At 28.0% G+C, this 23,874-nt stretch carries 23 protein-coding genes and 2 tRNA genes; 17 read left to right on the top strand and 8 right to left on the bottom strand.

Features of this window, described 5'->3' with window-relative positions; all coding sequences use genetic code 11:
- Positions 1 to 152: 152 nt before the first annotated feature.
- From ACTNBA_RS05710 to gltX, 7 genes are all read left to right on the top strand, one after another.
- Complete coding sequence (locus ACTNBA_RS05710; protein ID WP_441072990.1) at positions 153 to 1,289, top strand: alanine/ornithine racemase family PLP-dependent enzyme; 1,137 nt, start codon at positions 153 to 155, stop codon at positions 1,287 to 1,289.
- Positions 1,290 to 1,416: 127 nt separating this feature from the next.
- Positions 1,417 to 1,492 (top strand) — tRNA-Lys (locus tag ACTNBA_RS05705).
- A 222-nt stretch (positions 1,493 to 1,714) separates the two neighbouring features.
- A tRNA-Lys gene (locus ACTNBA_RS05700) sits at positions 1,715 to 1,790 on the top strand.
- 126 nt (positions 1,791 to 1,916) lie between these two features.
- Positions 1,917 to 2,723 (top strand): NAD(+) diphosphatase, encoded by an 807-nt coding sequence (gene nudC / locus ACTNBA_RS05695; RefSeq protein WP_346876171.1) that lies wholly within the window; start codon positions 1,917 to 1,919, stop codon positions 2,721 to 2,723.
- Positions 2,724 to 2,811: 88 nt separating this feature from the next.
- Positions 2,812 to 3,039, top strand: a complete 228-nt coding sequence (locus ACTNBA_RS05690; RefSeq protein WP_441073229.1) for a hypothetical protein — start codon at positions 2,812 to 2,814, stop codon at positions 3,037 to 3,039.
- 277 nt (positions 3,040 to 3,316) lie between these two features.
- On the top strand, positions 3,317 to 7,009 hold the full coding sequence (gene pglX / locus ACTNBA_RS05685) for a BREX-1 system adenine-specific DNA-methyltransferase PglX (RefSeq protein ID WP_441072989.1): 3,693 nt from the start codon (positions 3,317 to 3,319) through the stop codon (positions 7,007 to 7,009).
- A gap of 226 nt (positions 7,010 to 7,235) precedes the next feature.
- Positions 7,236 to 8,891 carry a glutamate--tRNA ligase gene (gltX, locus tag ACTNBA_RS05680; RefSeq protein ID WP_441072988.1) on the top strand — a complete coding sequence of 552 codons (1,656 nt, stop codon included), beginning with the start codon at positions 7,236 to 7,238 and terminating at the stop codon, positions 8,889 to 8,891.
- Positions 8,892 to 8,924: 33 nt separating this feature from the next.
- Here the strand turns inward: gltX and ACTNBA_RS05675 are convergent, their stop codons facing one another.
- Complete coding sequence (locus ACTNBA_RS05675; protein ID WP_035132945.1) at positions 8,925 to 9,560, bottom strand: DNA-3-methyladenine glycosylase; 636 nt, start codon at positions 9,558 to 9,560, stop codon at positions 8,925 to 8,927.
- A 237-nt stretch (positions 9,561 to 9,797) separates the two neighbouring features.
- On the opposite strand from ACTNBA_RS05675, the gene ACTNBA_RS05670 reads away from it, so the two are divergent.
- Both ACTNBA_RS05670 and ACTNBA_RS05665 read left to right on the top strand, forming a co-directional pair.
- Positions 9,798 to 10,586, top strand: a complete 789-nt coding sequence (locus ACTNBA_RS05670) for an SDR family NAD(P)-dependent oxidoreductase (RefSeq protein WP_441072987.1) — start codon at positions 9,798 to 9,800, stop codon at positions 10,584 to 10,586.
- A gap of 81 nt (positions 10,587 to 10,667) precedes the next feature.
- Positions 10,668 to 12,221: a methyl-accepting chemotaxis protein gene (locus tag ACTNBA_RS05665; protein ID WP_441072986.1), complete on the top strand. Its 1,554-nt coding sequence runs from the start codon at positions 10,668 to 10,670 to the stop codon at positions 12,219 to 12,221.
- A 36-nt stretch (positions 12,222 to 12,257) separates the two neighbouring features.
- Here ACTNBA_RS05665 and ACTNBA_RS05660 read toward each other — a convergent pair whose 3' ends face one another.
- Positions 12,258 to 12,503, bottom strand: a complete 246-nt coding sequence (locus tag ACTNBA_RS05660; protein ID WP_441072985.1) for a TIGR03905 family TSCPD domain-containing protein — start codon at positions 12,501 to 12,503, stop codon at positions 12,258 to 12,260.
- 127 nt (positions 12,504 to 12,630) lie between these two features.
- Positions 12,631 to 13,350, bottom strand: coding sequence for a lysophospholipid acyltransferase family protein (locus tag ACTNBA_RS05655; RefSeq protein WP_035132953.1), 720 nt, complete (start codon positions 13,348 to 13,350; stop codon positions 12,631 to 12,633).
- A gap of 186 nt (positions 13,351 to 13,536) precedes the next feature.
- On the opposite strand from ACTNBA_RS05655, the gene ACTNBA_RS05650 reads away from it, so the two are divergent.
- Positions 13,537 to 13,710, top strand: coding sequence for a hypothetical protein (locus ACTNBA_RS05650; protein WP_167403025.1), 174 nt, complete (start codon positions 13,537 to 13,539; stop codon positions 13,708 to 13,710).
- 61 nt (positions 13,711 to 13,771) lie between these two features.
- Positions 13,772 to 14,404: a cysteine hydrolase family protein gene (locus tag ACTNBA_RS05645; protein ID WP_441072984.1), complete on the top strand. Its 633-nt coding sequence runs from the start codon at positions 13,772 to 13,774 to the stop codon at positions 14,402 to 14,404.
- Between the two features lie 33 nt (positions 14,405 to 14,437).
- On the opposite strand, the gene ACTNBA_RS05640 is transcribed toward ACTNBA_RS05645, so the two are convergent.
- The 4 genes from ACTNBA_RS05640 to ACTNBA_RS05625 all read right to left on the bottom strand — a co-directional run bounded on the left by ACTNBA_RS05640 (position 14,438) and on the right by ACTNBA_RS05625 (position 18,362).
- Positions 14,438 to 15,202 carry an alpha/beta hydrolase family protein gene (locus tag ACTNBA_RS05640; protein WP_441072983.1) on the bottom strand — a complete coding sequence of 255 codons (765 nt, stop codon included), beginning with the start codon at positions 15,200 to 15,202 and terminating at the stop codon, positions 14,438 to 14,440.
- Between the two features lie 241 nt (positions 15,203 to 15,443).
- The gene (locus ACTNBA_RS05635; protein WP_441073218.1) at positions 15,444 to 16,808 is read right to left on the bottom strand and encodes a YjiH family protein; all 1,365 of its coding nucleotides are present in this window, start codon (positions 16,806 to 16,808) and stop codon (positions 15,444 to 15,446) included.
- A gap of 357 nt (positions 16,809 to 17,165) precedes the next feature.
- The gene (locus ACTNBA_RS05630) at positions 17,166 to 17,483 is read right to left on the bottom strand and encodes a DUF1540 domain-containing protein (RefSeq protein ID WP_441072982.1); all 318 of its coding nucleotides are present in this window, start codon (positions 17,481 to 17,483) and stop codon (positions 17,166 to 17,168) included.
- Positions 17,484 to 17,528: 45 nt separating this feature from the next.
- Positions 17,529 to 18,362, bottom strand: a complete 834-nt coding sequence (locus ACTNBA_RS05625; RefSeq protein WP_441072981.1) for a PHP domain-containing protein — start codon at positions 18,360 to 18,362, stop codon at positions 17,529 to 17,531.
- Positions 18,363 to 18,581: 219 nt separating this feature from the next.
- On the opposite strand from ACTNBA_RS05625, the gene ACTNBA_RS05620 reads away from it, so the two are divergent.
- Together ACTNBA_RS05620 and ACTNBA_RS05615 are read left to right on the top strand one after the other, a co-directional pair.
- Positions 18,582 to 18,959: a helix-turn-helix transcriptional regulator gene (locus ACTNBA_RS05620; RefSeq protein ID WP_150844240.1), complete on the top strand. Its 378-nt coding sequence runs from the start codon at positions 18,582 to 18,584 to the stop codon at positions 18,957 to 18,959.
- Positions 18,960 to 19,068: 109 nt separating this feature from the next.
- Positions 19,069 to 19,629, top strand: a complete 561-nt coding sequence (locus tag ACTNBA_RS05615) for an N-acetylmuramoyl-L-alanine amidase (RefSeq protein WP_441072980.1) — start codon at positions 19,069 to 19,071, stop codon at positions 19,627 to 19,629.
- 108 nt (positions 19,630 to 19,737) lie between these two features.
- Here ACTNBA_RS05615 and ACTNBA_RS05610 read toward each other — a convergent pair whose 3' ends face one another.
- Positions 19,738 to 20,841: an iron-containing alcohol dehydrogenase family protein gene (locus ACTNBA_RS05610; protein WP_441072979.1), complete on the bottom strand. Its 1,104-nt coding sequence runs from the start codon at positions 20,839 to 20,841 to the stop codon at positions 19,738 to 19,740.
- Positions 20,842 to 21,029: 188 nt separating this feature from the next.
- On the opposite strand from ACTNBA_RS05610, the gene ACTNBA_RS05605 reads away from it, so the two are divergent.
- The 4 genes from ACTNBA_RS05605 to ACTNBA_RS05590 all read left to right on the top strand — a co-directional run bounded on the left by ACTNBA_RS05605 (position 21,030) and on the right by ACTNBA_RS05590 (position 23,686).
- Positions 21,030 to 21,182, top strand: coding sequence for a hypothetical protein (locus tag ACTNBA_RS05605; RefSeq protein WP_441072978.1), 153 nt, complete (start codon positions 21,030 to 21,032; stop codon positions 21,180 to 21,182).
- A gap of 136 nt (positions 21,183 to 21,318) precedes the next feature.
- Entirely contained in the window at positions 21,319 to 22,047 is a 729-nt protein-coding gene (locus tag ACTNBA_RS05600; RefSeq protein ID WP_441072977.1) for a pseudouridine synthase, read from the top strand.
- Complete coding sequence (gene mnmM / locus ACTNBA_RS05595; protein ID WP_441072976.1) at positions 22,040 to 22,582, top strand: tRNA 5-(aminomethyl)-2-thiouridylate-methyltransferase MnmM; 543 nt, start codon at positions 22,040 to 22,042, stop codon at positions 22,580 to 22,582. Before ACTNBA_RS05600 ends, mnmM begins: the two co-directional genes overlap by 8 nt.
- Positions 22,583 to 22,798: 216 nt before the next feature.
- Entirely contained in the window at positions 22,799 to 23,686 is an 888-nt protein-coding gene (locus tag ACTNBA_RS05590) for a MurR/RpiR family transcriptional regulator (RefSeq protein WP_035132970.1), read from the top strand.
- Positions 23,687 to 23,874 lie beyond the last annotated feature (188 nt).

Raw genomic sequence — 23,874 nt, 5'->3', positions numbered from 1 at the left:
GTGTTATGAGTAGTTTTTGGTTGGGTTTATTTTAATTAATATGGATGGAGAAGTATTGAGTGAATTTTCTTATAATATAAACAAGATAGCAGCTGTTAAATAAAACTAATTTAAATTAGGTATCTTTATATTAGGGGACTGGAGAGGATACTATGTTAGAAAACACTTTGATTAATGATATCCATATAAAGGAAATAGAGGAGCTGGAAGAATTTCCGCTACTAGAGATAGATTTAAAAAAGGTATATGATAATACTAAATATGTAGTGGATTTATGTAAGAATCAAGGAATTTCTGTAGCAGGAGTAGTTAAAGTTGTACATGCTATGCCACAGATAGTTTCAGAGATGGATAAGGCAGGATGTGAGTATCTTGCTACATCTAGAATAAATCAAGTTATAGAGATGAAAAAACAAGGTGTAAAAAAACCTGTTATGCTTATAAGAATACCTATGCATAATGAAATAAAACAATTAGTGGAATATGTGGATATAAGTTTAAACTCTGAAATTGAAACTTTAAAGAAAATAAACGAAGAGTGTAAATACAAAAACAAGAATCACAAAGTTATTTTAATGATGGATTTAGGTGATTTAAGGGAAGGTATTGTAGATGAAAAAGAGTTCATAAACTTAGCCTTATATGTAGAGAAAGAATTAACTAATGTAAAACTTTATGGTATAGGGACAAATTTAGGATGCTATGGTTCTGTGAAACCTACAGAAGAGAATTTAGGTAAATTATGTGATGTAGCAGAAAAAATAGAAGCTTTGATTGGAAGAGAATTGGATGTGGTCTCAGGAGGAGCTACTTCTTCGTTAACTTTAATTTGGGATGGAAAAATACCAAGTAAAATTAATAATTTAAGAATTGGAGAAGGAATATTAGTTGCTAAGGATTTAGATGATTTTTGGGAGTATGATATGTCCATGTTACATCAAGATGCATTTGTGCTAAAAGCTCAGGTAGTGGAAGTTAAAAATAAGCCATCTCATCCAATTGGTGAAATATTTATAGATGCATTTGGGAATAAGCCAACCTATGAAGATAGAGGCGAAAGAAGACGTGCATTATTGGCAATAGGTAAGCAGGATTTTGTTTCTGTAGATACTTTAATACCTATAGATAAAAATATAGAGGTAATTGGTGCTAGTAGTGATCATTTAATTATAGATATAGAAGACTGTAAAACAAATTATAAAGTTGGTGATGTTATAGAATTCAATATATATTATCCTCACTTATTATATCTAAGTGGATCAAGGGATGTAAATAAGAAATTTATATAATGAAGATAAAAGATGTTTAAATACAATATAGGTATATGCAATAGATATTTTGAAATCTATTGCATATACCTATAATTATTTACAAAATTAAATAATATTAATATAATAATATTTGTGACAAGGACATGTGCCATTAGCTCAGTTGGCAGAGCACCTGACTCTTAATCAGGGGGTCCAGGGTTCGAACCCCTGATGGCGCACCAAGGGAAACAATACTGTAGAGTGTTGTTTCTTTTTTAATAAAAATTTTTTTGAAAAAAGTAGCTCGTAAAATAATTAATATGATTAAATTAATCTATAAAAGTATAAACTGAATTGGTTTATATTTTTTTACATTAAATGATAAATATTTATTTAATGTATTTTAATAAAATACTTTACAAAACTTACAGTGGGTTGTATAATAATATTTGTGACAAGGACATGTGCCATTAGCTCAGCTGGCAGAGCACTTGACTCTTAATCAAGGGGTCCAGGGTTCGAACCCCTGATGGCGCACCATACCTCGTAGTACTAATAAGTATTACGAGGTATTTTACATTTTAAACTAAAAAATAGTATAGACTTAATTAATAAAATATATTAAGGTTAATATAGATTTTATACAAAATGAAAGAAGGAAAAATAATGAATCATTTATCAACAGAAAAAACTAATGCTCCTATTTGGTTTATATTTAGACAAAATGAATTATTAGTAGAAGAAAAAGAGGATAAAATTTTTATACCAAGATTTAAAGATTTAGAATCAGTTAATATTAATCCAGTAAGAGTTCAAGATCTAGGAACTAGAAGTTGTGGTAAATGTTACTCTGTAGAGGTATCAAAAGAGTATACAGAGCCTTTGGGTATGAAATTTATAACCTTAAGAAACTTATATGGACAAGTTTCTGATGAAATATATATAGAAGCGGGACGTGCTATTCAAATCATGAATTGGGATAGAACCCATCAATATTGTGGTGTTTGTGGTAATAGTACTAATACTATACTAAATGAATATGGGAAAATATGTCCACAGTGTGGTTTTATAAGCTACCCTAGAATAAGTCCTGCTATAATAGTTGCTATAGTTAAAGATGGTAAATTACTTCTTGCTAAAAATGCTAAGTCAAAACATAATTTTTATAGTGTTTTAGCAGGATTTTTGGAACCTGGTGAAACATTAGAGGAATGTGTAGAGAGGGAAGTAATGGAGGAAGTGGGAATAGAAGTTAAAAATATAAAATATTTTGGTAATCAACCATGGCCATTTCCTAATTCTCTTATGGTAGGGTTCACAGCAGAATATGATAAGGGTGAAATAAAGGTTGATGGAGTTGAAATTGAAGAGGCAAACTGGTTTGAGGTAAATAATTTACCTAGTATTCCTGGAAGCATTAGTATTGCAAGAAAACTAATAGATTGGTTTAAGGATAATTATACTGAGATCTAGATTTTATAATTAAATTAACAATAGAATTTATAGGAAAAGTATATTGAGTTTTACAGTATACTAAAAAAACTTTAACACATAATAAACAATGAATATATGTGTTAAAGGAGGGATAAATATGGATCATGATTTATTAAGAGAACAACAATATGAGATTAAACAACGTGAAGAAGATAAAAGGAAATACAAAAAGGAGAACTATCTTCGTAATGGCAATAAATCTCAAGGTCAATACGCTCAAAGTAGTTTTAATACTACTATTGAAGAACCAGGTACCAATGAAAGTGGTATCGTAGCAAAAAAAAACGGTTATTAGAATTAAATATTTTATTTATAAAAGGGCTATTTCAAAGTAATCTAAATCTTAATTATGTTGAGTATTATCTGGTAATGGTATTAAAGTATAAACTCAACATTTCAGAGATTCTAGAAAATTATTTTGAGATAGCTCTTTAGGGTTTAATTATAAAATCTCAGAATTTGAAAAGAAAAATAATGTGCTAAGGAATTATATAAAAACTTCAATAAAAAATTCCTACTATGTTATAATAAAGCTATTGAAATTTTACATAGCATATAAGGAGCAATTAAGGATGAATAAGAATAAAGTTAAGGCTTTTGCCACTTGGGCAAGAAGCAATCTTATTGAAAAAATAAAAGATAGAGCATATAAAATAGGTATTGAAGATAATAGAATTAGAGATATAGAAGTGGTTAAAAGTGGATTTAAAGTAGTGGGTGGAGAAGAAATATTTAATATTTCACCTAAGCATAGAAAATCACTAATAAAGGAAATAGAATCAAAATCTTTAGATGAAGTTGTGGAAGAAGTGGCTTATACTTGGTTTAACAGGTTTATAGCTTTAAGATATATGGAAGTAAATGATTATTTGCCCATTGGAATAAGAATTATATCTTCAGAGATACCAGGTAAAAGGGAACCAGATATTTTATTTAGGGTTGGTGAAGTTATAAGAGAGTTGAGACTAGATTCAGATTTAGTCTATAAATTGTTAGACAGTAGTAAAAATTCTGATAGAGAAAATCTATATAAATATATTTTAATAAGACAATGTAATGAATTAGGGAATATTATTCCTGGTTTATTTGAAAAAACAGAAGATTATACAGAATTGTTATTTCCTGATAATTTGTTAGAAGAAGGTTCCATACTAAGGAAAATGTGCAATGACATAGATGAAGAAGACTGGAAAGAGGAAGTAGAAATTATAGGGTGGATGTATCAGTATTATATATCTGAAAAGAAGGATAAGGTTTTTGATGATCTAAAGAAAAATGTAAAAATAACTAAAGAAAACATTCCAGCAGCTACTCAGTTATTTACTCCTAAGTGGATAGTGAAATACTTAGTAGAAAATTCATTAGGAACCATATGGATTCAAGGACATGAGGATGAAAATTTAAAGAATGAATTAAAATATTATTTAGAGGAAGACATTCAGGATTTCGAAATAGATGACATTTTACATAATATTAAATTGGGGAGAAAAAATTTACATCCTGAGGATATAAAGGTTCTTGACCCATGTATGGGTTCGGGGCACATATTGTTATATGCCTTTGATGTGCTTTATAAAATTTACAAATCTGTAGCTTATCCAGAGCGAGAGATTCCAAGAAAAATTTTAGAAAATAATATATTTGGGTTAGATATAGATTTAAGAGCTAGTCAAATTGGTATGTTCTGTCTTATTATGAAGGCTAGAGCGTATAATAGAAGATTTTTTAGAGAAGTTGAAAAAAATCCTTTGAAGCTTAATATAGTAGCTATAGAAGAAAGTAATGGTATTACTTATGAAATTATAGAATATTTCGCAAAGGAAGATGAAGAGCTAAGAGGTGATTTATCTTATTTAGTAAATACCTTTAAGGATGGTAAAGAGTTTGGATCAATATTAAGAGTTGAGAAGGTTAATTTTCAGAGGTTAAAAGAACGATTAGAAGAGATAAATGAAGAAAATAATTTAGTATTTAGTGATTATAGACAGATACTTTTAAATAAATTACCAAAGCTCATTAATCAGGGAGAAATAATGAGTATCAAATATGAGGTTTGTATTACTAATCCACCCTATATGGGACTAAGGGGAGCTAATGATACACTAGCTAAATATTTGACCAATCATTATCCTTTATCAAAGCATGATTTATTTTCTGTATATATGGAAGTGTGTAAGAGCTATCTGAAAAAAGATGGGATATATGCCATGGTAAATCAGCATTCATGGATGTTTTTAAGTAGTTTTTTAGAACTTAGAGGTAAGCTTTTAGAAGACAGCACCTTTATTAGCATGATTCATTTAGGATCTAGAGTATTTGAAGATAATGTGGGGACCATAGTACAGAATGTTGCTTTTATAAATCAAAATAGTGAAATTCCTAAATATAAAACGAGAGTTGTAGACCTTACTAAAGAGGTAACAGCTTTAGAAAAGAAAGTAAAGATTAAGTCGGTTTGTAGTGGAATGGAGAGAGATGGGATTTATAATATATGGTTAAAAAAACTTATGACAATTCCAACAAAACCTTTTGCTTATTGGGTAAATGATAATGTATTAAATTTATTTTCTAATTTACACAAGTTTGAAAATATTGCAAAGCCTAGACAAGGAATGGCTACATCAGATAATAAACGGTTTTTAAGAGATTGGTATGAAGTTGATATAAATGAAATTAATTTTTCAGCTGTTGATAGAGATGAAGCTTTGTTAAGTAAGAAAAAATGGTTTCCATATAACAAAGGTGGAGAATACAGAAAGTGGTTTGGTAATAATAGATATGTGATTAATTGGGAAAATGATGGCAGTGAAGTAAAAGATTATGCAGCAATGTTATATAAATCATATAGTAGAACTATAAAAAATGAGGAGTTTTATTTTAAAAGTGGTCTTACATACACTTTTATTTCTGAAAATATGGGAGTAAGGTATTCTCCTCAGGGGTTCATATTTGACGTTGCTGGATCTTCTATATTCTTGGATGATAAAGACCTAGAAAAGGTAGTACTAGCATTGTTATGCAGCAAAGTTGCTAATATGTTTTTAGATATAATGAATCCAACCTATAATATACAAGTAGGTGATTTAAAGAATATTCCAATACATGAAGATGTATTTAAAGAAGAAATAAAATCTATCATTGATGAAATTGTAGAAGAAAACATAGCCATTAGTGAAGCGGAATGGAATGACTTTGAGACATCATGGAACTTTAGAACTCATCCATTGATGAGAGACTTAAGAGAAAGAAAAGTTAAGAATGTAACCATAGAATCTAGATTTAAACTTTGGGAAAAAGAAAATATGAAAATTATTGAGAAACTTAAAAATAATGAAGAGAAGTTAAATAAAATTTTCATAGATGTTTATGGTTTAAATGAAGAATTATCCCCGGATGTACCCTATAAAGATATAACATTAAGGAGAATTGAGTTAGAAAGAGAAGTGAAATCTTTAATATCTTATGCAGTGGGATGTATTATGGGTAGATATTCAATAGATGTTGATGGGTTAGTGTATGGAGGTGGAAACTTCCAAGATAAATGGGATTTTAAAAATCATAGAGTTAAGAAAGTAGAAATAGATTCCACTGGAAAAGTAAATGAGAATAGATGGGTTAATTCAAGTTTTATGCCTAAGTTTGATAATATAATGCCTATAACAGAAGAAAAATATTTTTCAGAAGACTTAATGACCAAGTTCATTGAATTTTTAAAAGCAGTTTATGGAAATGAAGTATTGGAAGAGAATCTTAACTTTATAGCCAATATTTTAGGCAAAAAAGATAGTGAAACTTCAAGGCAAAGTATTAGAAGATACTTCTTTAAGGAATTCTATAAGGATCATATAAAAGCTTATGGAAAGAAACCTATATATTGGTTATTTGATTCAGGTAAGAATGATGGATTTAAAGCATTGGTATATGCTCATAGATATGACAGCTTAACTGTAGCTTTATTGAGGACAGAATATGTTCATCTTATGCAACGAAAATATGAAGGTGAATTGAGTACATTGGAACTAATAAAAGACTCACAGGAATATAGTGCTAAGGAAAGAGCAATAGCTAGGAAAAAAAGTGAAAAGTTAAAAAGGAAAATAGAAGAACTCATTGAATATGATGAAATAGTTGCGTATATAGCTAATGAAAAAAAATCCATTAACTTAGATGAAGGAATTAAGGAAAATTATGATAAATTCCAAGGTATCAAAATAATGAAAACAAATGGAAAAGAAACTAAGATGAATCTTTTATATAAAATCTAAGGAATTTATATTAAAACATATAGGGGTACAATTATACTTTATTTTATGGTAATATTTAAAATGGATTAATATTTAATAGAGTTTTATATAAGGTAAACTTTAAATAAGATTACCACATATCTCATATTATATAAAATGCTAAATTATATTATTAAGTTGTATTATGTATAATAGATTAAGCTAAAGTGTGAGGTAATTAATAAATATATAAGGTAAGGTGAGTAAAATGAATTATGAAATATTAGCAAATACAATTTTCCCTAACATTGATAAGGAGCCTGAGTATTATATTTCAAAGTATCCGAAGAGAAACCTTAAAGAAGGTGCAAAGGTTACTAGATATGCTCCAAGTCCAACAGGGTTTCAACATATAGGAGGAGTATTTTCTGCATTAATAGATGAAAGAATAGCTACTCAAAGTGAAGGAGTTTTTTATTTAAGAATCGAAGATACAGATCAAAAAAGAGAAGTGGCTGGTGCTATAGAAGATACTATAAATACCATGCATAAGTTTGGGTTAGATTTTACAGAAGGTATGACAGGGGATAATACATCTAAAGGTGAGTATGGTCCTTATAGACAAAGCGAAAGAGAAGAGATATATAAAACTTTTGCTAGAGATTTAATTAAAAAGGGGCTTGCTTATCCATGTTTTTGTACATCAGAAGATCTAGAACAACTGAGAGAAAAACAAATTAGTGAAAAATTAACTCCAGGATATTATGGAGAATATGCAATCTGTAGAAATTTATCTCCAGAAGAAGCTTTAAAAAGAATAGGTGAAGGTGAAAAATATATTATAAGATTAAAATCCCCGGGTAATCCAGAAAACAGAGTTGAGTTTCACGATTTAGTTAAAGGTGATATCTCTTTCCCAGAAAGCAATCAGGATATAGTTATAATTAAATCTGATGGACTTCCAACCTATCATTTTGCTCATGCTATTGATGATGCACTAATGGGAACTACTACTGTAATTAGGGGAGAAGAGTGGTTGTCATCTCTTCCAATTCATATTCAACTTTTTGATGTTCTTGGATTTGATAGACCTGAATATGCACATACTCCTACAATAATGAAGTTAGATGGAGATTCTAAAAGAAAACTATCTAAGAGAAAAGATCCCGAAAGTGCAGTAAGTTATTATGATGAAGAAGGATATCCTATGATATCTGTTATAGAATATTTACTTAATATAATAAATTCTACTTTTGAACAGTGGAGAGAAGAAAATCCATCATCTGATTATCATGAATTTAGAGTATATCTAGATAAGATGAGTAAAAGTGGTGCTTTATTTGATATTGTAAAATTAAGTGACGTAAGTAAAAATGTAATTTGCAAGTTAAAGGCTGATGTGGTATATGACTACTATATAAATTGGGCTAAGAATTATGATAAGGAAATGTATGACATAGTAACTAACAATGAATTAATGTGTAAAGAAATATTCAATATTGATAAAGAAGGACCAAAACCTAGAAAGGATTTTGCTAAATGGAATGATGTTAAGGAAAAAATATTCTTCTTTTTTGATGAATTATTCAACAGTACTTCAGAAGAAATAGAATTTCCTAAGAATATAGATTTAGCAGAAGCTAAAAGGGTAATAGAAGCTTATGCTAAGGCATATAATTTTAATACTGATAAGGATGCTTGGTTTGAAGAGTTAAAAGTAGTAGCTGTAGAATTAGGGTACGCTACAGATAGAAAAGCCTTTAAGAAAAATCCTGAAAATTACAAAGGTATGGTTTCAGATATAGCTGGATGTGTAAGAACGGCATTAACTTATAGAAATAATACACCAGACCTTTATACTATTATGCAAATAATGGGAGAAGAAAGAGTTAGAAATAGATTTGCCAAATTTTTAAAACTATAATTAGAAATATAGATAAAAATCATCTCTGTAATTTTATAGAGATGATTTTTTATCTATAACTGAAACATACTTATTACCTTCAATATAGTACCTCCAAAGAAAATCTTTTGCCTCTTCAGCGTAATCAATGCCAATCCTTTTAGAATATACAATTTTGAAATCTTTAAAATCGTCAGCATATAAGGATAATTCCTCACTTAATATAGAATGGGTATTTAAAGATTTGTCTATATTAAGGGCTATACATAGTTTTCCAGGACCAGAAGTGAGATTTAATATTTCTCGAGGCTTAAGCTTAGTAAAAGGCTTATTAAATCGGTTTTCACTCATAACTTCAATACCTTCTATTGGTTCAATGGCACGAATTAAGACTCCTTGAGGATCGCCTTCACAACCGGTTACTATATTCATACAGTTATACATTCCATATATTTTATATACGTAGGCTATACCAGCACTTTTAAATAAAGGTTCCGTTCTAGTGGTTTTCTTATAGTTATAGGCATGAGAAGCTTTATCAATTTTTCCCACATAAGCCTCAGTTTCTACAATTCTACCAGTGAGCTTATATCCCATATAATTCCTTACTATTATTTTACCTAAGAGGTCCTCAGCAACTTTTCTTGCGTCCCTACGAAAAAAATCAAGGGAAAGGTTTTCAAATTTCATAAATATCCTCCATATTTATTTTACAAATGTAATATTTAATCTTTTATACTATATAGTTTAGGTTAAAATCGCTTAGATTATTTATAATATATCTATATAAAGATAAAATATCTAGTAATTTTCATTTAATTGAATTAAAATTTGAATTAATAATTTAAATCTGTATTATATATATGAAAAAATAAATATTAACTATTTTATGATAGTATAGTTTGAATTTTCAGGGAGGAATTATATATGAAAATTAAAATAGAAACAGTGCTAATTACTGGAGCTTCGTCTGGAATTGGATATGAGCTTAGTAAAATATTTGCTCGAAATGGCTATAACTTAATTTTAGTTGCCAGAAGAATTGAAGTTTTAAAAAGGATTAAAGAGGAGCTATCAAAGATTTATGGAATAGAAGTAATTATAATTGAGAAAGATTTATCTAAATCTCATAGTGGAAATGAGGTTTTTAATGAAATTATAAATTTAGATATAAGGATAGATGTACTAATAAATAATGCTGGTGTAGGTTATTGTGGTCTATTTCATGAAATTAATATGGAAAGTCATGGTTTAGTAATACAAACTAATATGGTTGCTTTAACGGAGCTTACATATTTAATTTCTAATGAAATGATTAAAAATGGGGGTGGGAAAATCCTAAATGTGGCATCTACTGGTGCTTATCAACCAGGACCTTATACTGCAGTATATTATGCATCAAAAGCTTATGTATTATCTTTAACTGAAGCTTTATCAATCGAACTTAAAAAGTATAATATTCAGGTAAGTGGACTTTGTCCGGGAACTACAAAAACAGATTTTCATCAAAGAGCTGGCAAAAGAGAATTAAGAGGAGCTATGTCGCCTAAGTTAGTTGCTGAAATAGGGTATAAAGAATTTATGAAAGGAAGAAGCATAATTATACCTGGGATTAAAAATAAAATTGCTATAGGAATATCTAAGGTTTTACCTAGAAAACTATTGGGAAAAACCGTTGGATTTATCCAAAATTCGGCTATTTTACTTAATAAGTAATATTTTTGTAGGAAATGTATTAATAATAATGTATAATTATATATTATATGGCTTTAATTTCATATAGGAGGGGGTAAAAATTTGAAAACACAAGATGTATTTTGGGGTATAATGGGAATTCTTATTGTGACTTTAATCATAGTTTCTATATTTAATATAAGAATTAGAAGTTCAATAAGAAGGCTAACTAATGAAATGGAGAAAATTGCTCAAGGTGATTTAACAAAGAAACTAAAGGCAAACAAAATTAAAATAATAAAAGAACTAATAGTTTATTCCAATGACTTTATGATAAAGGTTAGAAGGCTTATAGGAAAATCTACAGAAATTAGTGATAGGATACTTATAAACTGTGATGTCTTAAGTAAAGATATGAAAAATATGGAGTTACATGTGGTTGAAAATGTAGAATCTATAACCACCATATCAGATGATATGAATAATCAGGTTGATAAAGTTGTATCTGTTAGAAGTGATATAGAAAGTATTGTTTTAAATTATGGAACTATGGTTAGAAATTCTCATAGCGTGGAAAAAACAGCTATGTCAATGATGGAATCTGTAAGTGAAAGCAAGAGTGAGTTTGATAAACTTATTAATAAGATGGAAAAATCACTATGTTTGGAAAAGGAACTCTCTCTTAGGATAAAAGCCTTAGAAATTGGTGCACAAAAAATTCAAGATATATCTGATACTGTAAAAGAAATAAGTGGTACTACAAATTTATTATCTTTAAATGCATCCATAGAAGCTGCAAGAGCAGGAGAAGCTGGAAGAGGTTTTTCTGTAGTGGCTGAGGAAATAAGAAAGTTGGCAGAAATGTCATCTGTACAAGCAGATGAAATTCAAAAGATAACAGATAATGTTCAAAAAGATATATATGAATTTGGATCTATAATGGAAGAAGATTTATCAGTTATAAAAGAATCTATTTCATACGCTAAGAAAAATAGTGAAAATTTTCAATCTATATCTAGTTCTAGTATGAATACATTAAACTCTATACAAGAAATAAATAAAGCTATTGAGGAGCAAAATGTAAATTTAAGGAATATAGAGCTATCTATAAATAGTATTTCTAATTTTGTTTCTAAAACTACCATTCATGTACAAAATACAGCAGAAAGTTCTAAGGCTCAACTTAAGGTAGTAAAGCGTGTTTCTGATAATATCAAAGAAGTTGTAAATATGAATAAAGATATGAAGCTTATAATATCATCCTTTGCACAAAATTATATTTTAGATGAAGATACTGAAAAATATATAAATAATGCTAAAAATATTTTGAATAGTGTTGCAAAAGAAGGCACAATAATATCTTTAGAAGAAACTAAGTGTAATAAAACATTAAAAGAATTTGTGAAAAAATATCCGTTCTTTTATCTACTATCAGTTATGGATATAAATGGAGATACTAAAGGGATAACCCTTGAGGGAAGCAGGGAAGAGTTATATTGTAATTATTCTCATAGACCATACTTTAAAGAATCCATTAAAGGATTAGTATATAAGTCAGAGCCCTATATATCTTCTGATACTGATGGATATTGTATAGCTCTTTCAGTACCTATAAAGAATAATAGTGGACAAGTGGTAGGTATTGTAATGGGAGATTTAGTATTAGAAAAGAATTAAAATGAAGCTATCTTAGTAATCTAAGATAGCTTCATTTTAATGCTTAGTTTTATAGACTTCTAAAGCTCTTGCTAATTGATCTGGACAGGAGGTATCTTTTGAACCGCACTGGATTCCTTTTAGTCTTGATATAACTTCATTGATATCCATGCCTTCTACTAAACTAGAAATACCTAGTAGATTACCGTCGCAACCGCCTATAAAGCTTACATTTTTTATTTTATTTTCAACTACGTCAAAGTTAATTTCTTTTGAGCAAACTCCTAAAGTAACATATTTCATTTATTATTTCCTCCTATGCAAACTTACATACTATTTGATAATACTGTAATAAGGTTAATATTTCAATATTATCAAATGATTATTTTAAAATTAAATAGATGATTTTGAAATAATTAAGAATGTCTAACTAATTATGAAGTTTACTAGCTATTATTTCTTTAACCACAGTAGGAAGTTTTTCTTGTTCTTCTTTAGATAAATTTTTAGTTTCAATAGGAGGATGAATAAATAACTCTACATTAGCAGCCTTAATTCTATTGTTATTAGCTTCCATAAGTTTATAGGAACCATTTATAGTTATAGGTACAATAGGTGCATTAGATTTAGTTGCTAGTTTAAAGCTACCAGCTTTAAATTCACCTAGAGGACCACCCTTACTTCTAGTACCTTCTGGGAATATAACTAGTGAATGACCAGCTTTAATTATTTTTACCCCTTCAATTATAGCAGCAGCAGATTTTCTAAGATTACTTCTATCCATAAATACACAGTGAATATATTGCATCCAGGTTCTAACTATAGGTATTTTTAAAGTTTCAACTTTAGCAATAAAACCTTTTGGTTTATTAATATAACTCATTAATAGTGGAATATCAAAATTTCCTTGATGATTACTAATAAACACTACGGGAATATTAGATGGAATATTATCTTCACCATAAACAGATACTGTTGCTCCGCTATATTTAAGCTGCGACATAGCCCACTTTGAGGTTACTTTATGTATATAAGCTTCCATTTCTTCAGTTTTTCCTTGTTTCTCTAAAGAATTAACTTTGTACATTGGTCCAATTTTGGTCAAAAGACTAATGGCAAAATGACCAAACCAAATAATTGTTTTAAACATAATAAATCCTCCATTATAATAACGTATATTAGTAATTATAGTACAGAGTGTTAATTTAATAAAGAATAAAAACCTCATATTAAGGTAATTGTAAAGTTTTAGTTTATTATTTAGTAAAAGTTTAAACAATTTTTATGAAGAAAGTGGTATAATCCAATATAAGATAATATAGAAAGGGTGATATCTATGACTTTAAAAGATATAGACATAAAAAATAAATTTAAAAATCTTGAATTAGAACAATTAGAAAAACATAATGAAAAATTATCTTCAGCATTAGTTGCTGGTGTAGTTATTGCTGCTATTGGAATTGGATACAAGGTAACTAAAACTATTATGAAGGTAAAAGGTAAAAAATAGTGTAACTTAGTATTCATAAAATTTAAATTTAAGAATTTATAGCTTATAGGAAGTGAATTAAATGTATGAGATATTAAAGGAGATGGAAAAATCATTAATAGATTTAGAATCTATTAATTTAAAGGATTTGAAAGAGGAAAATACAGCAATAATAGTTGTTGATATGGTTAGGGGTTTTTATGATGTAGGACCTTTGGCGTCTTCTAGGGTGAAGAATATAATAAGCCCTTTAGTGAAGCTAAATGATAAAACTACAGGTTATAAAAAAATATTCTTTATAGATTGTCATGAAGAAGACTCTAGTGAGTTTAATGCATATCCACCTCACTGTATAGCTAATACAGTAGAATCAGAGTTAATAGAAGAACTAAAGGTCTATACAAAGAATAATAAAATTATAAAGAAGAATAGCACTAATGGATTTCATACTAAAGAATTTCAACAATGGCTTAAAGAAAATTCTAGCATTAATAACTTTATAGTTACAGGTGTTTGTACAGATATATGTGTAGAAACATTAGCTATATCCTTAATAACCTACTTCAATGAAATTAATGAAGAAAAAAATATAATAGTTCCTATGAACTTAGTAGAAACTTATGATTTAGGAATACATAATGGAGATTTGATGAATTTAATAAGTTTATACAAGATGAAAATAAATGGTATAAATATAGTTAAGTATATAGAATAATAAAAATGAGTGGACAATTCCACTCATTTTTACTTACAAATAAGTATCAAACCATTGAAGAGCTTCAGAAACTATAGCCTCTGTTATATAATGGTTTAGTCTGTCGTAGGTTTTCATATCTACTAAATCTTTATTTTGATAGTGATCTTTTATTGCATTAAAGAAAGCAATCTCACTTTTAATTGGAACTAAAGCATCCTTATCCCCGTGAAGTAAAAGAAGAGGAGTATTTTTAAAATTATTAATATTATTTATAGGGCTATAGGAAGATAGTTCATTTAAGCTTTTATCTATATAATCCTTATTATCTTTATACTGATCCCCAATTATTTCTAAAGTTGCTTCAACCCAAGCACCAGAGCTATTCATAATTACTCCAGCCTTAATGCATTTATTATGAGCAATGATACCAGAAGTAATCATTCCTCCCATGGAATGACCAGATACTCCAATTCTGTGTTCATCTATATTGTAGTTAGATTTAATATAATCAAGAATAAAACTGAATTCCTTTACAGAGGATAACACCGTTGGCCAAAACTTAGTTAATCCACTTTCACCTTGCCAATAATCTATGGTTCCACGCTCACCATGATTTATTGAATCAGGTATAACAACCATATATCCATTGCAAGCTAAGAAACTCCCTAGGTTTTTATGAACATCCTTATTAGAACTCCAGCCATGATAAAAGAATATTACAGGAAGTTTTTCAGTAAAATTTTTAGGATATATTATTAGAGTAGATATATTTTCAATATATACTTTTTTAAAATTGACTAAATTATTAATCCACATTGTCTTGCCTCCTTTAAGATTCCCCAATTATAATATAATTTATATCATTTAATAAAAAAATAATGTTTTTTTATTTTACTTATAAATTACATTATACATAAATTATTATAATTTTAAAAGATAATTACCATTACTATTGAATAGGCTAATATTAAAAATTAAAGAAAACAGACCATATTAAATTAATAAAATATGATCTGCTTTTCTTTAAAATAAATATAACTAAATATTAAAAATTATTTTAGAATATGAAGTGAGCAATAATTGAAATTATAGGAAGAGTTATTAAAGTTCTTTCTATAAATATTATGAACAATTCTTTTATATTAACGGGTATTTTAGAACCTAGCAATAAAGCTCCCACTTCGGAAAGATATATAAGCTGGGTTATAGATGTTGCAGCTATAATAAATCTTGTCATATCACTTTGAATTCCACCTGACATTATAGATGGTAATAGCATGTCTGCGAATCCAGCTACTAATGTGCTAGAAGCTGCTGCTGCTTCTGGAATTTGAAGAAGTTTTAAAATTGGTATAAAGGGTAAACCAAGAATTTGAAATAGTGGTGTATATTCTGCTAACATTAGTGCTATAGTTCCTACAGCCATAACTACAGGGATTACTCCAAACCACATATCTACAACATTTAATGTTCCTTTAGTAAATACATCTTTTTTTAAGGATGAAGATTTAGCTTTATCTATAGCTTTTTCTAACCCAAATTTAAAAGGCGTATACCCTTCAGGAAGAAGTTCTTCCATAGATTTATTTGTATTATTATAGTATATATCCTTTTTTGTTGATAGTGGGGGTAATTTAGGCACTAATATTGCAGCTACTAAACCAGCAAAGGTAACTGATAGATAGAAGGGTAAAAACATATGACTAAGCCCAACGGTATCAATTACAACTATGCTAAAGGTTATTGAAACTAAAGAGAAGGTTGTACCAATTACACAGGCCTCTCTTTCAGTATAATACCCATCAACATATTGTTTACTTGTTAAAAGAACACCAATAGTACCATCTCCAAGCCAAGAAGCAATACAATCTATTGCAGCTGAACCAGGAAGATTAAAAATTGGTCTCATTATTTTTACTAGGAGGGAGCCTACAAATTCTAAAAGTCCGAAATTAAGAAGAAGAGGTAGAAATAATCCAGCAAATAAAAATACTGAAAAGAGTATAGGAAGTAAATCAGATAAAATCATTCCTCCTGTATTTTCTGACCAAATTGCTTTAGGACCTATTTGAAACATTGTACATATTATGAATATTCCACCTAAGACTCTGATAATAAACCAAATATTATTTACATTGAAAAGAGAATTTAAAAAATTATTTTTAACAATAAATTTAGGCTTTAATGCTTTAGTTACTATTGTAAAAAATACGGTTACAACTATTATTGTTGTTATTATGTATGGAAGTGATTGGCCAAGAGCTTCTTGAACATAGTTTGATAAGGTTGCAACAGGTATAACTACTTCTTCTCCTTTGGTAATTGGAATCATAAATAAGAATATACCTAAAGAAGAGAATATGAGAAATTTAATTACAGCTAATATATATGAATAATCTTTATTATTTGCTGAAATAGACACTTTATTGCTTTTGCTTTCCATTTATATACATCCTTTCTGTAACGAATTTATGTATAATTATACATAAGCTTTCCCCATAATGCAACATAATTATACAAAAATATTATATTTAACTTTAAAAAAAAATAATATTTTTGAAGAAAATGTAAAAACGTATAGAGATTTGTACTATGGCATTTGATTGATAATATATTAATTTTAAACTGAACTTCCATAAGAGAGTTATATGAAAAGTTATTTACTAATTTATTTTTAGCTATAGGAATTAATAATTATTAATGAGTTAACTGCATAAAAATAATAAGTGTAAGTAATAATTATACTTATTATTACTTACACTTATCTAAAGGTAAATACTTAGTTAGAGTTATATTGAAAGGTAGCACATAAGGTTTCTTCACTAGTAGATGAGGTATAACCAGAAATATCAATAGAGTTTGCAGTGCATTTGAGTTTTTTATTATAAATACATTGTTCTGCCTTACAATTTACATTAGAATAAGGAGTATTTATACTTATAGAGTTTGTTAATGCACTTGATTTGTTTATAAAGTTTTCACAATTTGTACCATCAGGTTGATAGGTATTGGAACCCCCAATGGTTATCTGATTTAAATTACAGTAGTTGGAATTATTATATATACAGTTGTGAACTGAACATTGAAGTAAAACCATTTTATCTCCTCCGAAAATAATTTTACTTTAGTATACCTAATTATTCTATTTTTTATACAAAATCATAAACTTCTTAAAATCTTCCTCACTAAGAAACATATCTCCAATGTTACCGTGTTTAGTATCATCCTTAGAAATTCCATGAAAATCAGAACCACAAGTTATTATCATATCCCTTGATTTAGCTAAGGATATAAATTCATCGGTTTCTCTTTTAAAGTTTTGATAATACAGTGCCTCAATACCATGAAAATCATAATTTAATATATTTTTAATAGGTGTTTTTTTAATAAGTTTAGGATGTGCTAGAATTACAATGCAATTATACTTTTTAAGAAGTTCAATTCCTTCTGGTATGGATATATGTTTATTAGGAACATAGGCAGGGCTATCATTTCCTATAAATTTGTCAAAAATATGTTGAAAATCAAAGGGGTATCCAGCATTTACTATGGCTTGTGCTATGTGAGGTCTAGCTATAACACCATTACCAATTTTTAAAACATCATCTACATTTATTTTAATGTTAAAGTATTTATCTAGATTTTTAACTATAGATGAGGCTCTAGTTTCCCTGTTTCTCTTTAAATTATTAAGAAATTTAATTAAGGTTTCATCTTTATAATCATTTCCTTTAAAATATCCTAAGATATGTATGCTTTCTCCATTATGATTACAGCTTAACTCTATTCCAGGAATAAAATTAAGGGAAATTTCATTAGCTTTAGTTAAAGCTTCGCTAATACCTTCAGTGGTATCGTGATCTGTTATAGATAAAAGTTCAACATTTTTATTTTTAGCCATTTCAACTACTTGAGAAGGGGAGAACCTCCCATCAGATGCAGTTGTATGACAGTGAAACTCTGCTATAATATTCATAAATATCTCCTTCCTTTGTATAGTAAATAGATATAATAATATAGATTTATTATATCTTAAGTGTAGTATTATTTATACTATATAAGTTGATTCTATAAGTTGAAAGAAAATTTTATAGATATTATTCTATTACATCATAAAAATAATTGTCATAATTGAAATAAGGTTATATAATAAAGTCACAATGAAAAATACTTAATAAATTTAAAGGAGATAAAAATGAAAGGTGAAACAAGAAAAAGAATTGCAACATTAGATAATAGAATTAATACTACAAAGCTTGTAAAATTATATATTCTACATTATTTAATATATGAAAACAATGTAGAATATGGATTGGAAATAGTGAATTATATAAATAAAAACTTTACTAAAGTTTCTAATGGGTTGGTATATCCACTTCTTAGAGATTTGGAAGAAAATTTATATCTTACAGCTAAATGGGAAGATTTTGATAGAAAAAATAAACGTCTATATAAAATTACCGATGAAGGTATAGAACACTATAAAAAAATAAAGGTAGATTATTTTCATGCCATAGAATACAATATTTCTATTTATAATAATGTTTTAAGTCAAATTTATAAGAAACAATAGATAAGTGTTATAGTATTATTCAAAGATGGCTTATTCCTATTATTAATCACATATGTAATATTAAAGAATATTATATATGAAGAGATTAATTAATGGGAGGCTTTAAATTATGTATAAGATAACCTTAGACCCTGGGCATGGTGGAAGTGATCCAGGAGGCGTTTATGGTGATCTAATAGAAAAAGATATTACACTAACTATAGCTGTAGAATGTGAGAAAGAGCTACTTAGACATGGAATAAAAGTTCAAATGACAAGATATACTGATAAATATCTAGGGCTTTCTCAAAGAACTACCATGGCAAATAATAATATGTCAGATTATTTTATTTCTATCCATTGTAATGTAGGTGGAGGAGATAGAGGTGAAATAATTTATTCTATATATAATGGTAAAGGTTTAGAAATTACAAATAAAATTAGTAATGAAATTATGAATATTGGCCAGACTCAAGTTAAAACTTATAATAGAATGAATAAAAATGGAAGAGATTATTTTCCTTTAGTAAGAGACACTATTATGGATGCAATTATTATCAAATGTGCTTTTATAGATAATGAAGAAGATAATAAGATAATTAGTACTATTGAAAATCAAAAGATATTTGGAAAAGCTATAGCGAAAGGTATTCTTTCTCAACTAGATATTGATTGTACTGACGTGGATTAATTTAATAATATTTATTTTGGTAGTTTCAAAAATATAAATATTAAACGAACAATTATAAATGAAGAAAATATTAGACCCATTAGTATATTAATTCTAATGGGTCTAATATTATTTTATACTTTTTATATAAATACTAAGTATATCCTCATAGGTTAATGGATAGGGATGATTTTTAAGTTTTGCTTTATTAGAATTCATATAAGAAGTATAATTTTTTAGTTCATCAAGGGTTATTTTTAAATCCTTTGAAAATAATTCATCTATAAAGTTTCCAAACTCATCTACATTTGAAAAGTTCAATAAAGATATGATTTTATCCACTTTATCCTTAGCATTATTTTCGTATATTTTAAGGTATTCTTTTAAAAGAATTCCATTAGCCTTACCATGAGGTACATTATGATAATAAGTTAATGGATATCCCATTCCATGAGGAATAGATGTGCCGCTTTGTGAAATTACCATACCAGCAATAGAAGATGCTATTAATAAATTTTCACGTATTTTAAAGGGAATGCTTTCTGAAGATATATATGAAATACATTCACTAAATATCTTTAAACCACTTTCTGCAAGAGCATTGCTAAAGCAGTTAGAATTAGTAGATAAATAACCTTCTATTAAATGTGAAAGTGCATCTATAGAAGTATTTATTGTTACATTTTTAGGTGTATCCATCAAGTAAGTAGCATCTAAAAAAGATACTACAGGAAAAATTTTAGGGCAAATACCTCTTTTATTTTTAATGTTATGATCTGTTAATATAGAGTAAGGTGTAGTTTCGGTTCCAGTTCCAGCAGTGGTAGGAACTGCAACGATTGGAAGAGAATTAAGAGCGGAATTTGTAAATAAATCTTCAATAGTGGCTTGTGAATTAAAAAGAAGAACTCCGGCAGCTTTAGATGCATCGATAGGTGAACCTCCACCTATTCCAATAATAAAATCGATACCTTTATCTTGGGTGAAAAATTTTATTTTATTAATTGTTTCTGTAGATGGATTTTCTTCTACATCATCAAAGATATGATAATCTATATTGTTTTCTTTTAAGGAATTTACCACATGGTTTAAAGAACCATTAGTTTTAGAAGAATGTTTACCAGTTACTATTAAAGCATTACTTCCTAAAGAATTCATTATACTACCGTGATTTGCTATTGCGTTTTCTTCACATATAATCTTTGTTGGCATAAAAAATATTGGATTACTCAAAATTTTATTCCTCCTTAAAGTTAATTGTAATATTAAAATTTTATCTTATATTTTAATATAGCATCTATTACAAGTTTTCTCAATTCATTAGAAGGATGACTTTATTATAAGTTTTTATCTGTAAGATCTATTATTATTGAATATTTAAATTAATTTTGAAAATAATAGTTAATAGGGAGGTGAGCTTTATGGCTAAGAATAAGCAAAACAAACCTAAGAAGTCTTCCAATAAGATGAGCGGTGAACTAACTTCTATGAATGACAAATCAAATGACAGTAGAAATTCTAAAACGGGATATATGGAACAGCAACCTAATTCTCACTTAAATCAATTTAAATAAGTCTAGGTTATACTTAAACCGGTAACACTACAAAATATTAATATGTAGAGTTATCGGTTTATTGTTTAATTGGATTGATTTTTTTGTTAATAAAAATTATAATTCTTTTTATTAGAGTTATGAAGGGAAGTTTAAGATGGAAGAGAGATTACAAAAATATATGGCTAGATGTGGTGTTGCTTCTAGAAGAAAATGTGAAGAAATAATATTATCTAATAGAGTTAAAGTTGATGGGATTATAGTAAAGGAATTAGGAACAAAAATTGACTCTAGAGTTAATGAAGTTAGAGTAGATGATAAAGTAATAAAACCAGAAGAAAAAAAGATATATATAGCACTTAATAAGCCTACAGGATATATATCATCTGTAAAGGATGATAGAGGTAGAAAAACTTTATTGGATATTGTAAAAGTAGATGAAAGGATATATCCTATTGGAAGGTTGGATTATGATACTTCTGGATTAATTCTTCTAACTAATGATGGTGAAGTTTATAACAATGTAATGCACCCAAGAGTTTCTATTAATAAAACTTATATAGCTATAGTAAAAGGAATAATCAATGATGATGAAATACATAAATTTGAAAAAGGAATTGATATTGGGGATTATATTACTGCACCAGGAAGATGTGAAGTGTTAAAAAAATATAAAAATAGTTGTGAAGTTGCTATAACTATCCATGAGGGGAAAAATAGGCAAGTGAGAAGAATGGGTGAAGCAATTGGACATCCAGTTGTAAGTTTGAAGAGAGTTTCAATTGGTGAAATAAAATTAGATACAGGGTTAAAAGAAGGTCAATGGAGATTCCTAAGTGAAATAGAAATACAATACCTAAAGAATGGAGGAGATAAAAATGTTTAAATACTTAGGAAATATAACAGATTTATCTCACTATATAATTGAAAATTTTGTGGTGGATAAAAATATAGCGGTAGATGAGACTCTTGGGAATGGTGGAGATTGTGATTTTCTAAGTGAGAGCTTTAAAAAAGTTTATGCATTTGATATTCAATCAGTAGCAATAGAAGAATATAAGAAAAAGAACAAAGATAATGTAAAACTCATTTGTGATTCTCATGAAAATATAGAAAAACATATAACTGAAGAAATAGATGTAGCCATATATAATTTAGGTTTTCTACCCGGTGGTGACAAATCAATAACTACGGAGGCTGAATCTACACTAAAAAGTATTAAAGGAACTTTAAAAATATTAAAAAATGGAGGTTTTGCCATTATATCAGTATATATTGGTCATAATGAAGGTCTTCGTGAAAGTGAACAGATACTAAAATATGCAAGTTCTCTACCAAAAGATAAGTATGGAGTAATGATTCATAAAGTTATAAATAGGAGTGAAAGGGCTCCATATTTATTAGTCATTGAAAAGAAGTGATTGCTCTAAACCAGTGATTTTACAATACTTAATACAGAAACTTAAACTATGTTATAAGTTTATAATTATCTCTTATATAGGAAAAAATTCATAAAATTAATAATCATAGAAGTTTTATGTTGAAGGATAATCCATACTGTGTTAATATGAAGTATATAATTCATTTTTCAGTAAAATGAATTATATACTTTATAATCTTTTAAAAGGAGTTAAGTGATGGAGAATAATAATACTGATTTAATGAGAATGATACAAACTAAGTTTTCAAGGTTAAGTAAAGGGCAGAAGCTCATAGCTGAATATATTTTAAAGCATTATGATAAAGCAGCATTTATGACTGCTGCGAAGCTAGGAGCAAGCGTTGGTGTAAGTGAATCAACAGTAGTTAGATTTGCTAACCAATTAGGTTATGAAGGATATCCTGAACTCCAGAAGGCGCTACAAGAACTTATAAAAAACAAACTTACCACAGCTCAAAGAATAGAATTATCTAATGATTTTATTATTCCTAATAACGCTTTAAAAGGAGTATTAAAATCAGATATAGAAAATATTAGAGCAACAATGGAAAAAATAAATTATGAAGCTTTCGAAAGTACAGTTAATAGTATTTTAAACTCTAAGAAAATTTATATTGTAGGATTAAGAAGTTCCGCTGCATTGGCAGACTTTTTAGGATTTTATTTAAATTTAATATTAGACAATGTAAAAATCGTATCTTACGGGATGAGTGATATTTTTGAACAGATGCTAACATTAGGTGAAGGAGACTGTGTCATTGGTATAGGTTTCCCACGTTATGCTATGAGAACTGTTGAAACCCTTAATTATGCAAAGTCAAGGGGAGCTGATGTTGTTGCAATTACAGATAGTGTTTTATCTCCGTTAGCAACTAAAGCTGATTATGTACTAATAGCTGAAAGTAATATGGCTTCCTTTGTTGATTCTTTAGTGGCACCACTAAGTGTTATTAATGCTCTTATTATAGCTGTAGGATTAAAGGAAAAGGACAAAATATCTAAAACCTTCACAGAACTTGAGCAAGTATGGCAAGAATATCAAATTTATTCCTACAAAACAAATAAAGATATTAACAAGTTTTAATTTTTATGTCTAAATTTTTATAAAATTATGTTGATTTATATACAAAAGTATTCTATTATGTAAATAAAGGCATGTAATCGTTTTTAATATTTGCAATAAATCTGTTAAAATGTTTTTAAAAAAGAAGGAAAAAAAGCAAATACATAGAATATATATTACATGTAAAGATTTACTTCAGTGTGTTATCA

Source organism: Clostridium sulfidigenes (assembly GCF_052067195.1).
Classification (GTDB): Bacteria; Bacillota; Clostridia; order Clostridiales; family Clostridiaceae; genus Clostridium_J; species Clostridium_J sulfidigenes.
The sequence above is the reverse complement of the archived record's forward strand: the minus strand, read 5'-3'. Positions and strand labels throughout refer to the sequence as shown.